The sequence below is a fragment of the Kocuria sp. UBA5001 genome (assembly GCF_002398425.1).
In the GTDB taxonomy this organism is placed as follows: domain Bacteria; phylum Actinomycetota; class Actinomycetes; order Actinomycetales; family Micrococcaceae; genus Kocuria; species Kocuria salsicia.
The window spans coordinates 31280-45163 of the sequence record NZ_DGYR01000003.1 but is presented as its reverse complement, the minus strand read 5'-3'; the positions used below and the strand labels follow the sequence as shown (position 1 = coordinate 45163).

The following is a 13884-nucleotide window of genomic DNA, read 5'->3' as shown; positions in this document are numbered from 1 at the left end:
TCGGTTCTCGCGCGGAGGTCCGCACCCGTCGAGGATAAAATACGGAGCCATGAAGGCTTCCCCCGGACCCGCTCCCGACGACGACCGCGCCCGGGCCGTGCTGCGCGCGCACCGGCTGCGGGAGGTGATGCGCTACAGCGTGTATTTTCTGCGGCGCATGGAAGGCACGCGGGAGCTGACGAGCCAGCAGATCAGCCTCCTGACCATGCTGCGCCCCGGGGGGCTGCGGATTACGACCATCGCCGCGAACATGGGCGTGCGGGTCTCCACGGCGACTCAGAGCGTGGACCGGCTGAGCAGGGCGGGATACGTGCGCCGTGCCCCGGACCCCACGGACGCCCGCGCGGTCCTCGTGTGCCTCACCCCCTACGGGCTCAAGGAGCTCGCGCTCGAGGACCAGCAGCGCAGCGACAGGGTGGCGGACGCACTGTGCGTACTCTCCCCGCGCGAGCTGGACTCGCTGGACGCTGCCCTGCCGGTGCTCGCGAAACTGGCGAGGACTCAGGGTGCGGGTGGTGAGACGTCGCGGTAGTCCGCGGGGTTCCGAGCGGTGCGGGTGAGCAGGCGTGCGGGGCCGGATGTGCAACGGGGCCCGGTGGCGAACCCCTCGGCTCACCACCGGGCCCCGGCCACGGTGCGTCGTGTCAGTGCCTCGCGAGACCTCGGCTCAGAGGGTCTCGGCCACGTCCTCCATGTCGAAACGGGGGCTGCGATCGTACTCCGGTGCGACGGGGTGACCCAGGTTGACCACCACGATGGAGCGCTTGCCCGTGCCGGCGAAGAACTCGGCGTCCACAGCCATCGGATCGAAGCCGGTCATGGGCCCGGCGGCCAGGCCCACGGCGCGGGCGGCCACGATGAAGTAGCCCACCTGGATGTGGGAGTTGGCCTTGCCGCTGGTCAGGCGCAGGTCCTCGTTCTCGTCGTACATGCCCTGCAGGTGCGGGGCGGCGGGGAGGAACTGGGGGAAGCGCTGGTGCCAGTTCTCGTCGTAGGACAGGATCGCCGTCAGCGGCGCCTGGCGGGTCTTCTCCTGGTTGCCGCCGCTCATGTGCTGCACCAGGCGCTCACGGGCCTCGGGGGTCTCCACCCAGGTGATGCGCAGGGGCTGCGAGTTGAACGCCGTGGGGCCCATCTTGGTGAGGTCGTAGATCGCCCGCTTCTCATCCTCGGTCACCGGATCCTCGGTGAAGTGGCTCGCGGTGCGGGCGTCGATGAACAGGCGCTCGGCGTCCTCGGAGGAGATGGCGAGGGGCAGTTCCTCGGTGGTCACGGTCGTCATGGGGGTCCTTCCATCAGGCGGGTGGACAGGCCACCCGAAATAATTTCGCCGGAAACTATACCCACGTTGCGCCATGTGAGGGGCCGAATGTCGGCAATGTCACGCCCACCTGTACATTGCTCTGGTGACTTCTGCGTTCCTTCCCGGACTGGTGACCGGGCTCGCCCTCATCGTGGCGATCGGCGCCCAGAACGCGTTCGTGCTGCGCCAGGGGATCCGCCGCGAGCACCTGGGCGTGGTGGTGGGCATCTGCATCGTCTCGGACATCTTCCTGATCGGTCTGGGGACCGCCGGGATCGGCTTCCTCATCGACCGCGTGCCCTGGCTGCTGAACATCTTCCGCTGGGCCGGGGTGGTCTACCTCCTGGTCTTCGCGGTCACCTCATTCCGCTCGGCTCTCAAGCCGCAGGCCATGGACGTCTCGGGCGACGACGCCGGGTCGTTGCGTCGCGTGGTCCTCGCCACCCTGGCGTTCACGTGGCTCAACCCGCACGCCTACCTGGACGCGGTGCTGATCCTGGGGAACCTGGCCAACCAGCACGGTGAGCAGCGCTGGATCTTCGCCGGGGGCGCGTTCGCCGGCTCGGTCATCTGGTTCACCGCACTGGGCGCGGGGGCCCGGGCGCTGTCGCACGTGCTGAACACCCCGCTCACCTGGCGCATCGTGGACGCCCTGGTGGGCGTGGTGATGGTGTTCATAGCGATCCAGCTGGCGCTGATGCCCGCCGTCTGATCCGGGCACCGCCCCGGCGGCTGGTGTGCTGGAATGGAGGCATGACTCCCACCTCCTCCTACACCAGCAGCGGCACCGGGCGCAGGTCCCAGGAGTTCACACCGGCCACGGCCCTGCGAGGGTTCCTCTCGCACTCGGGCCGCAAGGCCGCCGAGCTGAGCCCCGGCTATGAGCGCGTGTGGGAGCACATCGCCCAGATCACGGATGCGGGCCGGGGGCTGCAGCAGGAGCTGGTCATGACCTCTGTGGAGGCCTACCCCGCGCGCCCCACCCGCCCCGTGCTCAACGCCGTGGCCGCCTCCTTCGAGCTGCTGCACACCGCCATCGTGCTGCGCGCCGACGCTGGCGGCCTTCGCGGAATGGCCCGCGCGGCGCAGGCAGCCGACGGCGCGACGTCGGGCTCCGCGTGGCAGGACGACGACGCCGCGGCGCAGGGGCACACGAACTCCGCCCTGGGGGCCGCGGAGGGGGCCGCCGGGAGCGACCCTGCTGGGTGGGCAGACCGTGACGGTTCCCGCGCGGACCTCACATCGGCGGCCGGTGACCTCGCGCTCACGGGCGCCTACCGGCTCATCGCCACCTCCCGGGCGCCGGAGACGCGCATGCTGCGTCTGCTCGAAATCCTCGACGAGTCCGTGTTCCACGCCGCGGCGGGCGAGCGGCTCGTGGCTCAGGTGGCCCGGCGCACCCAGCCCGTTCCGCACGACAAGGCCCTGGACGCCATCCGGCTGGCCATCGCGGTGCCCTGCTACGAGGCGCCCCTCCGCGCGGGCGCCGTCCTGGGTGGGGCCCCCACCGCGCACGTCACCGCCCTGGCGACCATCGGGCGCTCCCTGGGTGTGGCCCACCAGCTCACCGGTGAGCTGCGCGCGGCCGCCGGCTCCCCTGACGCTGCGGGTGAAGCGGGCTCCGCGGGCGCGTCCCCCGTGCTGACCCCGGACCGCTGCACGGTTGCGGGGGTCCTCGTGGAGGCGGGTGACTATGCTGCGGAGTGGCAGGCGCTGCGAGAGCGGGCGGTGCGGCAGCCGCTGGGGGACGACGACGTCGCCCATGCCCGCGACCTCCTCGACCGCTCCGGTGCGGCCCGCTCGGTGGCCCGCATGGTGGACACCGCCGTCCGCCGTGCAAAGGACACCATGGCCGCCACGGACCTGCCGCCCGCCCTGGCGCAGAGCCTCACCGCGTGGTTGGAGCGCGAGACGACGGTCTGACGGGATATTCCTCGGTCGGAATGGTTCTCCGCCCGTACACGCCGACGGCGCCCGGGCCGAAGCCCGGGCGCCGTCGTGATTCTCACCGGCAAACACCGTAAGGGCGTCAAATCTGCGTGAGCGCCCCCACGGGGTTCTCGATGCAGTCGGCCACGAAGCGGATGAAGCCGCCAGCCGCGCCGCCGTCGCACACGCGGTGGTCGAACGCGATGGTGATGGTCGTGACCTTGCGGACCGCGAGTTCACCGTTCACGACCCATGGCTTGTCGATGATCCGCCCGATGCCAAGGATCGCGGACTCCGGGTGGTTGATGATCGGGGTGGCCCCGTCCGTGCCGAAGACGCCGTAGTTGTTCAGCGTGAACGTGGAACCGCTCAGCTGGGCCGGACTGGCCTTTCCGCAGCGGGCCACGTCGATCACTTCGCGCATGGCGGTGGTGAGCTCCACGGCGCTGAGCCGGTCCGCGTTGCGCAGGTTGGGAACCATGAGCCCACGCTCGGACTCCACCGCGAGCCCCAGGTTCACGCCGTCGAAGCGCGCGATGCTCCGCGAGCCGTCCTCGGCGGTGTCCAGGCGGGTGTTCAGCTGCGGGTACTTGCGCAGCCCGGCGAGGGTGAACCGGGCGATCAGCGCTAGCAAGCTCGGCGTGTTCTGCGGATCCTTCGCCTTCAGCTCCGCGCGCAGGCTCAGCAGCTCGGTGGCGTCCACGTCCACCCACACGGTGGCCTCGGGGATCTCCGTGCGCGAGCGGGTCATGGCATCCGCGATGTGCTTGCGCACGCCCTTGACAGGTTCGCGGGCGGCCAGAGGCAGCCCGGTGCGTGCGTCCACACCCTGGGATGACGCCGCGGCACCGGCTCCCGCGCTCGACCCACCGCGGGTGGGTCCATCCTGCGCGGGGCCACCCTGGCCCGGAGCACCCTGCATAGGCAGCACGGGCGCACCCGTTGCGGCGGGGCCCGGGGCTACCGGGCCGGGGGTAGCCAGACCCGTGGGAGCCGGCCCGGCGGCGTCGGCGCGCATCCGCTGGTCCTCAACCTGCTCGATCGCGGCGAGGACGTCCCGGCGCATGATGAGCCCACCCGGGCCGCTGCCCTGGACGGTGGCGACGTCCACGCCGTGCTCGCGCGCGAGCTTGCGCACGAGCGGCGAGATCACGGACGGCGCGAGCCGGCGGGACTCGGTGAGCGTGTCGTGGGTGTGCGCGGCGGCCCCCGTGGGAGCGGCGCCGGTGGTCCCGGCGACGGCACCGTGCCTGCGGCGGCGTCGTCGGGATGCGGACGCTGCGGAGGTGCCGTAGCCGATCAGCACGTTCCCGGAGGACTCCTCGGCCTCGTCCACGGCCTCCTCGGCGGAGGGTGTGGTTCCGGCGAGCTCTTCCTCGCGGTAGCTCGCGGCGTGCTCGGCACCCGGGGCATCCGCGTCGGATCCGGTCCCGGCGGAGGAATCGGGGGCCTCCACGCCGTCGGAGACGGAGATCAGCGGCTGACCCACGAGCATGGTGTCGCCCTCGGCGCCGTGCAGCGTGTGGACCACGCCCTCGAACGGGGTGGGCACCTCCACGGCGGACTTGGCGGTCTCCACCTCCACGATGGGCTGGTCCATGGTGACGGTGTCACCCTCGGCCACGAGCCAGCGGAGAATGTCCGCCTCGGTGAGCCCTTCGCCCAGATCGGGCAGGTTGAACACATTGATGCTCACGGGTCAGTCCTCCCACTGCAGGTCGTCCAGGGCATCCAGGATGCGCTCGGAACTCGGGATGTGGTGGTGCTCGAAGGACGGCGAGGGGTAGGGGATGTCGAATCCCGTCACCCGCAGCACCGGCGCGGCGAGCGAGTGGAAGCAGCGCTCCTGGGTGCGCGCGGCGATCTCCGACGCCACGGATGCGAAGCCCTGGGACTCGGCCACCACCACGGCCCGCCCGGTGCGGCGCACGGACGCGGCCACGGTCCCGTCGTCGTAGGGAACCACGGAACCGAGGTCGATGACCTCCACGGACATGCCGTCCTTCGCGGCCTCCTCGGCCGCGGCCAGGCACACCGGCACGGACGGGCCGTAAGAAATCAGGGTCGCGTCGGATCCCTCACGGGCGACGACGGCGTGGCCCTCGCGCCGCGGCAGGCTCCCGTTCTCGTACTGCTCGCGCAGCTCGTCCAGGTCCACCTGCGCGGTGGACCAGTACAACCGCTTGGGCTCGAAGAACACCACGGGATCCGGGGAGTCGATGGCCTCGCGCAGCATCACGTAGGCGTCCCGCACGGAGGCGGGGGTGAAAACCTTCAGGCCCGGGGTGTGCGCGTAGTAGGACTCGGAGGAGTCGCAGTGGTGCTCCACGCCGCCCACGCCGCCTCCGTAGGGGATGCGGATGACCAGGGGCATGGTGAGCCTGCCACGGGTACGGTTGTGCATCTTGGCCACGTGGGAGGCCACCTGCTCGAACGCGGGGTACGCGAACGCGTCGAACTGCATCTCCGCGACCGGGCGCATGCCGTTCATGGCCATGCCCACCGCGGTGCCGATGATCCCGGACTCCGCGAGGGGTGTGTCGAAGCACCGCTCACGGCCGAAGCGGGCGGTCAGGCCGTCGGTGATGCGGAAGACGCCGCCAAGCGTCCCCACGTCCTCACCGAAGACCACGACCTCACGGGAGGCCTCCATGGCGTCCGCGAGTGCGGTGTTCAGGGCCTTGGCGAAACTGACCTTCGAAGCGCTCATCACGCCTCCTCTCGCGAGAGCTCGTCCGCGAGCTGCTCAGCCTGCTCACGCAGCTGCGGCGTGGGCTCGTGGTAGACGAAACGGAACAGGTCCTGGGGGTCCAGCTCCGGTTTGTGGGCCATGGCCTCGCGCAGCCGCTTGGCCATCGCCTCGGCGTGCTCGGAGATCCGCTCGGAGGCGGCATCGTCCAGTGCGCCCTGGCCCGTGAGGTAGTGCTGCATGCGGGTGATCGGGTCCTTGGCCACCCACTCGGCGACCTCGTCGCGCTCGCGGTAGCGCGTGTCGTCGTCCGCGTTGGTGTGCGCCTGCATGCGGTAGGTCATGGCCTCCACCAGCAGCGGCCCACCGCCCTGGCGGCACAGCTCGATGCCGCGTCCCAGCACGGAGAGCAGCGCGGCGAGGTCGTTGCCGTCCACGCGCTCGCTCGCCATGCCGTAGCCCACGCCCTTGTGTGCCAGGGACGGCGCGCGGGTCTGCGAGGACAGGGGTACGGAGATCGCGTAGCCGTTGTTCTGCACCAGGAAGAGCACGGGCAGCTGGAAGACCGCCGCGAAGTTCAGGGCCTCGTGGAAGTCCCCCTCCGACGTCGCCCCGTCACCGCACATGGCCAGGGCCACCGTGTCTTCACCGCGCAGCTTGGCGGCGTGGGCCACGCCCACCGCATGCAGCAGCTGTGTGGTCAGCGGAGTGGCCTGGACGGAGACCTTGTACTTGCGGGGGTCGTAACCGCCGTGCCAGTCCCCGCGGTAGGTGCTCATGACCTCCAGTGGATCCACACCGCGGGACATCACAGCCACGGAGTCGCGGTAGGTGGGGAACAGCCAATCGTCGTCCTCGAGGCACAGGGCAGCGGCCACCTGGCACGCCTCCTGGCCGTGGCTGGACGGGTAGACCGCCATGCGGCCCTGGCGTACGAGCGCCATGTTCTGGTCGTTGATGCGCCGGCCCACCACGAGCTTCTCGTAGGCGTCCAGCAGGCGGGAGTCCTCCGGCATGGGGTACTCGTGGCCGGGCTCCTGACCCTGCTCGGACTCCGGGACCGCGCTGCCGTCGGGGTTCAGCAGCCGGATCTCGCTGCTCGCGGGGAGCATGTACTGCTCGGGGGTGATCCCGAAGTTCTTCGAGGCCTCCACCGCGGGGTTCACGGGGGACTTCTCCCGGACGGCGGGTTCGCCGGCGGGGGTGGGCTCGCTCATGGTGCGTCCCTTTCTTCTCTGGCTGGAACTCGGTGGTGTCCACGGCGGACCGGGCACCGCAGGGCTCTGGTGGGGCGGCGGTACCGGGTTCGGGCCGGGCACGTCGTCCGGCCAGTATGGGCAATCGGAGCGCTCCGTCTCCACGGCAGGGGGAAACTGTGGACAAATTGCTCCGTCGAGCCTCAATCGTGGACAATGTGTGGTGACGTGAGCCACGTCATGCTGCTTTGTCCGGTACATCACAGCACTGTGGCGGGGGAGGGGCGATCCGGCGTCCCGAAACCCTGCACGCGGCGGCACGAACGGGCGCCGTGGCGTCGTCGTCCCTGCCCGACCCCACAGCCAGGAGGAGTCCACATGCCCGAGACCAGGCGCCCGGTGCTGGACGAGACGGACCGACGGATCCTGGGTGAGCTGACCCGGGACGCCCGGCAGTCCGTCACGGCGCTCGCCGCGACCGTCCACATCTCCCGCGCGCACGCCTACGAGCGGATCCGCCGGCTCCACGAGCAGGGTGTGATTCTGCGCTACACCGCCGTGATCGACCCGGCCAGGGCGGGGCTTGAGGCGTCCGCGTACGTGACCCTGCGACTGAAGCAGAACACGTGGGCCACCCTGGAGGCCAAGCTGCGCGAGATCCCCCAAGTCCAGCACATCGCCCTGGTGGGCGGGACATTCGACGTGATGCTGCTCGTGCGGGCTCGCGGCAACGCGGAGCTGCGGGACGTGATCTTCGAGCGGATCCAACCCATGCCGGAAGTCGTCGACACCCAGACGTTCCTGATCTTCGAGGACGTGGACGTCCGCGGGTGACGGGCCCGGCACTGGGTGTCCGGGGTGGTGAGTTCCGGCCGTGTGCTGAACATCGAGGCACGGTGAAGCCACACGGCGCACTCTGAGTCATCTCCGAGCCACTTTCAGGGGTGATGTGTGGCTTCCGCGTGCCTCGGAATGCATTCGGTGGCCGGAACGTGCCTCAATGCGTAGCCGGTGGACTGAAGTCGCCCGAGCCTGCACCGACCGGGTGACCGGAACTCACCCCACCGCAGGCTGCGCGGTCCGGACTCGTCGCGGTCCGCGCCCACCCCTCTCGCGGCGTCGGATGCTCAGCATACGATCGACATGGATGGGGTGGCCGCCGCGGTCATCCACGGATCGTTCACGGTTGGGAGTTCGCATGACTGAGATCGCACGGCTCGCCCTGGTCACGGGAGCCACGGGATACATCGGCGGCCAGGTGGCCCAGGAACTGTTGCAGCGGGGGTGGCGGGTGCGCCTGCTCAGCCGCAGCGCGGAGAAGGTGCGCGACCTCCCCTGGGGGGACGCCGTTGTCCCCGATGGGCAGAGCGCCGAACCCGGCCGCGCGGAAGTGGTGGAGGGGGACGCCTCGGACGCGAGCGACGTCGCCCGCGCACTGAAGGACGTGGACGTTGCGTGGTACCTGCTGCACTCCATGGGCGACTCCGAGAACTTCGTACAGGAAGAAGTGGAGATGGCGGAGACGTTCGCGCGGGCCGCCCACGACGCCCATGTGCAGCGGATCGTCTACCTGGGGGGACTGCACCCCACGGACGAGCCGGTCGAGCAACTGTCCGATCACCTGCGTTCGCGCGTGGAGGTGGGGCAGGCGCTCATGGACTCCGGGGTGCCCACTGCGGCGCTGCAGACGGGTGTGGTGATCGGGGACGAGTCCTCGTCCTTCATCATGATCCGTCACCTCTCCGAGCGACTGCCGGGTGCGATCGCCCCCAAGTGGGTGCGCAACCGGATCCAGCCGATCGCCGTGGCGGATGTGGTGCACTACCTCGCGGGGGCGGCGGACCTGCCGTCGGACGTGAACCGCACGTTCGACGTGGGCGGTCCGGACGCCATCGAGTACGCGGACATGCTGGACCAGTACGCCCGGGCCGTGGGCAAGGGTGGGCGGTTCATGCTCACCGCGCCCGTAACCACCGCGAACCTCGCGGCGCGCTGGATCGGGCTCATGACCCCCGTCAAGACCAAGCTCGTGCGGCCGCTGATCGGCAGCCTCCAGCACGACACAGTGCTGCACGAACGGGACCTGGACGACTACATAGGCGCCCCGAAGGGTGGTCACACCCCCTTCGCGGATGCCGTGCGCACCGCCGTGAAGAACGAGGACCTCGGCCGGTGGCGCCGTGTCTTCCTGACCACGGCGGGGGCCGTGACGGCCACGGCGGTGGTCGGTTCCCTGGCGACCGATCCCAATTCGCGCTGGTACAAGACGCTGCGCAAGCCCTCGTTCCAGCCCCCGGCCTGGCTGTTCCCCGTGGCATGGACGGTTCTGTACGCGGACATCGCCGCGGTGGGGGCCCTGTCCATCGCGGACCTCGGGGAGAGGAAGGAGGAGAAGAAGAAGCGCGCCTACATCGCCGCGCTCGCGACCAACCTGGTGCTCAACGCCGGGTGGAGCATCCTGTTCTTCCACCGCAAGCAGCTCACCGCGTCCTCCGTGGAGTCTGTCCTGTTGACACTCAGCAGCGCGGACCTCGTGCGCCGTAGCGCAAAGGTGTCCCCCGAGAAGGGCGCTGTGCTCAGCCCGTACGCGGGCTGGACCGCGTTCGCCGCCGTCCTGACCAACACCCTCCGAGCACTCAATCGGCGCAGGAAGTGATGATGTGAGCGAGTACCGGGTCAGCCCCTACGGGGACGCCACCCAGGCCACGCGCAAGCGCACCGTGTGGGTCGTGATCATCACGGGCCTCCTGGCCGCCGCGGGTCTCGCGTGGTCCCTGCGCATCCCCGCCGGGGACCCGTGGTTCACCCCCGCGACCTTCATCCTCGCGGGGGTATACATCATGGGCAGTTCGATCGCCGTGCGGATGACGGGGGAGCGCCTGCCCTGGAAGGTCACCCCCAACGGCTTGCGGGACGCGGTGATCGGAGGTCTGCTGCTGGCCGCCCTTTTCATCGCGGGCGGTTTCATGGTGCGGTTCGTGCCGTTCCTGGCCGGGCCCGTCCACGAACTGCTCAACCACGCCCGCGTGGGGAGCTTGTTCATGGTGGCCCTGACCACCGCGGTCAACGGCGTCGCGGAGGAGACCTACTACCGCGGCGCGCTGTGGCGCGTGCTCCCGCGGGGCTGCCGGATCCTTGTGACCACGATCGCCTACACCGCGGTCACCTCCCTGGCCGGCATCCCCCTGCTTGCGCTCGCGGCCGCCGCGCTCGGAGCATTCGTGGGGTACCTGCGCGAGCGCACGCGCTCCCTGGTCCCCGGGATCGTGACCCACCTGATCTGGTCGCTCACCATGTTGTTCGTGTTGCCGTTCGTGGTGTGACCGGTCCGTCCGTCTCGCGTTCGCTCGCCCACGGTCGTCCCGCTGCTGCGGAGCTTGCGGGGGCGACGTCGCTGTGGGGCTCTCGCGGTCGACGGCGCGTGCGCGGCAACCACGTGACGACGACGCTGCGGGCCTACAGCGTTGTCGTCCGTCTCATAGCTCCAACTGCGCCCCGATCATCACCGTGCGCTCGCGCGGGAGGCGGTAATAGTCGGCGGGGACCGCGGCGTTGTGGCTCATGGCCATGAACAGCAGCTTGAACGGTTTGCGCATGCCCCGGTAGCGGCCCGCGTCCAGGAGGGTGAGCTCGGAGACGAAGTAGCGGGCGGTGTCCGGGTCGATGTCCACCCCGTGATCGCGGGCGATCCGCAGGCCGGCGGGGACGTCCGGGTCGTCCAGGAATCCGAAGTGCAGGGTCAACTGGGTGATGTGATCGGAGTCCGCGCCCGTACGGTCCACCGTGACCGTGTCCTGCGGTGCCACGTGCGGGACGTTGGCGGGAACCGTGCGCACGATGAACACCTTTTCGTGGATGACCCGGTTGAACCGCGCGTTCTCGCTCAGCGCGAGGGGGGTGGAGACCGTGTTGGGGTGCAGGTAGACCGCGGTCCCGGGGACCTCGTTGAGGTGGCCGTTGCGGGCGCGGCGGATGAAGTCGGTGAGCGGGCCTTCCACGTCACTCTGGTAGGCCATCACGATCCGGCGGCCCTTGCGCCACGTGAGCATGCTCGCGCCCATGATCCCCGCGATCGCAAGGGGGAGCCAGCCGCCGTGGAAGAGCTTCACGGTGTTGGCGGCGAAGAACAGCCCCTCGACCACGTAGAGCACCGTGCCGAGCGCGATCAGCCGCCACAGGGGCCAGCGCAGTTTGGTGTGTGCATAGACCAGGAACAGCGTGGTGGTCAGCAAGAACGTACCCGTCACGGCCAACCCGTAGGCGATCGCAAGCCGCTCGGAGCTGCGGAAGACCACCAGCAGGACGAGGACCCCGATGAACAGGGCCCAGTTCACGCTGGGGATGTAGATCTGCCCTTCCTCGTGCTGACCCGTGTGACGCACGGTCATGTGGGGGAGGTAGCCCAGCCGCTCGGCCTGCCGTGCGGCGGAGAACGCCCCGGAGATCACGGACTGGGAGGCGATCACGGTGGCCATGGTGGCCAGTATGACCAGGGGCAGGCGCGCCCACCCCGGGGCCAGCAGGTAGAAGGAGTCGTTCACCGTCTCGGGGTGGCCCAGGATGAGCGAGCCCTGACCCATGTAGTTGAGCAGCAGGCTCGGGAAGACCAGGAAGAACCACGCCTGGTTGATGGGTTTGCGGCCGAAGTGGCCCATATCCGCGTAGAGCGCTTCCGCACCGGTCACGCACAGGACCACCGCGCCGCCGGCCACGAACGCGATCCCGGGGTGTTCCACGATGAACGCCACGGCGTATGTGGGGGACACCGCCTTGAGGATGTGGGGATCCCGCACCACCTGGATCGCGCCCAATACCGCGATCATCACGAACCACACGACCATGACCGGGCCGAACGCCTTGCCCACCAGGTCCGTGCCCTTGTGCTGGGTTAAGAACAATGTGGTGATGATCACCGCGCCCAGCGGCACCACGTACGCTGCCAGGCCGGGATGCACCAGTTCCAGACCCTCCACCGCGGACATCACGGACACCGCCGGGGTGATCACACTGTCCCCGAAGAACAGGGCTGCACCGATCACTCCCAGCATCATGATGAGGCCCCACCGCTTGGCCCGGGTGGGGACTCCCTTGCGGGTCAGTGCAGCCAGGGAGAGCACACCGCCCTCGCCGTCGTTGTCCGCCTGCATGACCACCATGACGTACTTGAGGGTCACGATCAGGGCGAGCACCCAGAAGAAGCACGAAGTCACACCGTAGACATCCACGGGATTGGCCTGGACCACCCCGCCGTCCACCGTGAACACGGTCTTGACGGAGTACAGGGGACTCGTGCCGATGTCACCGAACACCACTCCCAACGCGCCCAGTGTGAGGGCACCGCGTTTGTGCGGGGTTTGCGTCTCTGTCTCCGTGGCTTCCGCGACGGAGGTGGTTGCCGTACCAGACACGCTGCTGTCCTTCGATCCCGAGTTCCCGGTCCGGGTGCACGGGCGCGCCTCGGAACCGAGCTGCGCACTCCGTGCTGCGGGTGTGTACATGATGCTCCCGCCCCGGGTTGGGGTCAAGGGTGGGAACCTGTGTGATTCCTGGCGGTGGTCGAGGGGTGCATGCGGTCGGTTCGGGCCGCGCTGTTAACCATGAAGGGGTGCCTGCGGCGCCGGACCCACGGCCGGATCACGGCCCCTACCTCCCGTGAGCCGAGGCGTTCAGGTCGTGTTCGATCCGCCGGTCGGGGATCAACCAGAGGACCGCCACGATCACGTAGAACGCGACACCCACGTCGATCAGGATCCCGCCGTGATCCTCTCCCAGCAGTGCGCAGGCCACCCCGGCGAAATGGAGGACCAGGGAGATCCTCCCCTTCCGATCCTTGCCCAGCACCCGTTTCAGGGTCGAGTCCGGCCCCTGGGCCCGGATGATGGCGGCCGGCACGACGACGTACGCGAGCGCCGCGCCCAGCAGAGTGATCCCGTAGACCACTACGGGAGTGCGCGCCAAGCTGCTGTCGTCCATCCACCCGGTACTGAACGGCAGCAGGGACAGTCAGAACAACGGGTGGAAGTTCGCCCAGAGCACCGCGTCGTTGATGTTTTCGGTGGCCTGGAAAATGTGGTGATGGTTGTTCCAGTAGATCCCGATGTACACGAAGCTCAGCACGTAAGTCGGGGACACCACCGCCGCCACCCGCCTGCGCACCGTGTGGGTGGTGGTGGCCACCGGTGTCGTGGCCGCCGCATGCCTCGCGTGGTCCCTGCGTATTCCCGCGGGGGACCAGTGGTTCTACCCCGCCACGTTCATACTCGCCGCGGTATACATCATCGGCAGCTCCACAGCGGTGCGCATGACCGGTGAGCGCCTTCCCTGGGCGGTGACGCCCCGCGGCCTGTGCTACGCCGTGCTCGGCGGGCTCGGCCTTGCCGTCCTCTTCGTGGCGGGCGGGTTCATGGTCCGTTTCCTGCCGACGCTGGCAGGGTCGGTGCACGAGCTGCTCGACCACGCCCGCGTGGGGAGTCTGGTGGTGACGGCGCTGACGACCACCGTGAACGGGGTGGCGGAGGAGACCTACTACCGCGGCGCCCTGTGGCGGGTGCTGCCCCGCGGTCGGCGGATCCTCGTGACCACCGTGGCCTACACCCTCGTGACCTCGCTCGCGGGCATCCTGCTGCTCGCTCTCGCCGCTGCCGCGCTCGGCGCGCTCGTGGGCTGGCTGCGCGAGCGAACGCGCTCACTCCTGCCGTGCGTCGTCGCGCACCTGATCTGGTCCCTGACCATGCTCTTCGTCCTGCCGTCCGTGGTATGACCCCGGG

The 13884-nt window shown here is 69.5% G+C and carries 14 protein-coding genes; 7 read left to right on the top strand and 7 right to left on the bottom strand.

The genetic code is table 11. The features are described 5' to 3' along the window. Positions 1-49: 49 nt before the first annotated feature. Positions 50-532, top strand: a complete 483-nt coding sequence (locus B3G12_RS02555) for a MarR family winged helix-turn-helix transcriptional regulator (protein WP_290498933.1) — start codon at positions 50-52, stop codon at positions 530-532. Positions 533-667: 135 nt separating this feature from the next. Here the strand turns inward: B3G12_RS02555 and B3G12_RS02550 are convergent, their stop codons facing one another. After that, a complete protein-coding gene (locus B3G12_RS02550; RefSeq protein WP_094393379.1) occupies positions 668-1282 on the bottom strand; it encodes a malonic semialdehyde reductase in 615 nt (204 codons plus the stop codon). A 124-nt stretch (positions 1283-1406) separates the two neighbouring features. Between B3G12_RS02550 and B3G12_RS02545 the strand changes: the two genes are divergently transcribed. Further along, a complete protein-coding gene (locus B3G12_RS02545) occupies positions 1407-2015 on the top strand; it encodes a LysE/ArgO family amino acid transporter (RefSeq protein WP_244944883.1) in 609 nt (202 codons plus the stop codon). Positions 2016-2056: 41 nt separating this feature from the next. Then, positions 2057-3226 (top strand): polyprenyl synthetase family protein, encoded by a 1170-nt coding sequence (locus tag B3G12_RS02540; protein ID WP_145011753.1) that lies wholly within the window; start codon positions 2057-2059, stop codon positions 3224-3226. A 106-nt stretch (positions 3227-3332) separates the two neighbouring features. Here B3G12_RS02540 and B3G12_RS02535 read toward each other — a convergent pair whose 3' ends face one another. From B3G12_RS02535 to B3G12_RS02525, 3 genes are read right to left on the bottom strand one after another with little or no spacing between them, the layout of a single operon-like run. Next, a complete protein-coding gene (locus tag B3G12_RS02535; RefSeq protein ID WP_290498930.1) occupies positions 3333-4928 on the bottom strand; it encodes a dihydrolipoamide acetyltransferase family protein in 1596 nt (531 codons plus the stop codon). A gap of 3 nt (positions 4929-4931) precedes the next feature. Then, complete coding sequence (locus B3G12_RS02530; protein ID WP_144943224.1) at positions 4932-5942, bottom strand: alpha-ketoacid dehydrogenase subunit beta; 1011 nt, start codon at positions 5940-5942, stop codon at positions 4932-4934. Then, the gene (locus B3G12_RS02525) at positions 5942-7138 is read right to left on the bottom strand and encodes a thiamine pyrophosphate-dependent dehydrogenase E1 component subunit alpha (RefSeq protein WP_144943225.1); all 1197 of its coding nucleotides are present in this window, start codon (positions 7136-7138) and stop codon (positions 5942-5944) included. Before B3G12_RS02525 ends, B3G12_RS02530 begins: the two co-directional genes overlap by 1 nt. A 357-nt stretch (positions 7139-7495) precedes the next feature. On the opposite strand from B3G12_RS02525, the gene B3G12_RS02520 reads away from it, so the two are divergent. From B3G12_RS02520 to B3G12_RS02510, 3 genes are all read left to right on the top strand, one after another. Next, positions 7496-7951 (top strand): Lrp/AsnC family transcriptional regulator, encoded by a 456-nt coding sequence (locus tag B3G12_RS02520; RefSeq protein WP_144943226.1) that lies wholly within the window; start codon positions 7496-7498, stop codon positions 7949-7951. A gap of 364 nt (positions 7952-8315) precedes the next feature. Beyond that, positions 8316-9773: a tryptophan-rich sensory protein gene (locus B3G12_RS02515; protein ID WP_145011759.1), complete on the top strand. Its 1458-nt coding sequence runs from the start codon at positions 8316-8318 to the stop codon at positions 9771-9773. Between the two features lie 4 nt (positions 9774-9777). Beyond that, complete coding sequence (locus B3G12_RS02510; RefSeq protein WP_144943228.1) at positions 9778-10440, top strand: CPBP family intramembrane glutamic endopeptidase; 663 nt, start codon at positions 9778-9780, stop codon at positions 10438-10440. Between the two features lie 153 nt (positions 10441-10593). Here B3G12_RS02510 and B3G12_RS02505 read toward each other — a convergent pair whose 3' ends face one another. The 3 genes from B3G12_RS02505 to B3G12_RS02495 form a co-directional block, all read right to left on the bottom strand. Beyond that, entirely contained in the window at positions 10594-12525 is a 1932-nt protein-coding gene (locus tag B3G12_RS02505) for a potassium transporter Kup (RefSeq protein ID WP_244944884.1), read from the bottom strand. Positions 12526-12760: 235 nt separating this feature from the next. Beyond that, positions 12761-13090: a hypothetical protein gene (locus tag B3G12_RS02500; protein ID WP_144943230.1), complete on the bottom strand. Its 330-nt coding sequence runs from the start codon at positions 13088-13090 to the stop codon at positions 12761-12763. A gap of 30 nt (positions 13091-13120) precedes the next feature. Beyond that, positions 13121-13249: a TMEM175 family protein gene (locus B3G12_RS02495; RefSeq protein ID WP_186366759.1), complete on the bottom strand. Its 129-nt coding sequence runs from the start codon at positions 13247-13249 to the stop codon at positions 13121-13123. A gap of 34 nt (positions 13250-13283) precedes the next feature. On the opposite strand from B3G12_RS02495, the gene B3G12_RS02490 reads away from it, so the two are divergent. After that, positions 13284-13877, top strand: a complete 594-nt coding sequence (locus tag B3G12_RS02490; RefSeq protein WP_238693968.1) for a CPBP family intramembrane glutamic endopeptidase — start codon at positions 13284-13286, stop codon at positions 13875-13877. Positions 13878-13884 lie beyond the last annotated feature (7 nt).

Bases quoted from the DNA above. Each gene is read 5' to 3' on its own strand.
- B3G12_RS02500 (WP_144943230.1), bottom strand. From the start codon at position 13,090: ATGGACGACAGCAGCTTGGCGCGCACTCCCGTAGTGGTCTACGGGATC.
- B3G12_RS02515 (WP_145011759.1), top strand. From the start codon at position 8,316: ATGACTGAGATCGCACGGCTCGCCCTGGTCACGGGAGCCACGGGATAC.
- B3G12_RS02550 (WP_094393379.1), bottom strand. From the start codon at position 1,282: ATGACGACCGTGACCACCGAGGAACTGCCCCTCGCCATCTCCTCCGAG.
- B3G12_RS02525 (WP_144943225.1), bottom strand. From the start codon at position 7,138: ATGAGCGAGCCCACCCCCGCCGGCGAACCCGCCGTCCGGGAGAAGTCC.
- B3G12_RS02520 (WP_144943226.1), top strand. From the start codon at position 7,496: ATGCCCGAGACCAGGCGCCCGGTGCTGGACGAGACGGACCGACGGATC.
- B3G12_RS02540 (WP_145011753.1), top strand. From the start codon at position 2,057: ATGACTCCCACCTCCTCCTACACCAGCAGCGGCACCGGGCGCAGGTCC.
- B3G12_RS02555 (WP_290498933.1), top strand. From the start codon at position 50: ATGAAGGCTTCCCCCGGACCCGCTCCCGACGACGACCGCGCCCGGGCC.
- B3G12_RS02530 (WP_144943224.1), bottom strand. From the start codon at position 5,942: ATGAGCGCTTCGAAGGTCAGTTTCGCCAAGGCCCTGAACACCGCACTC.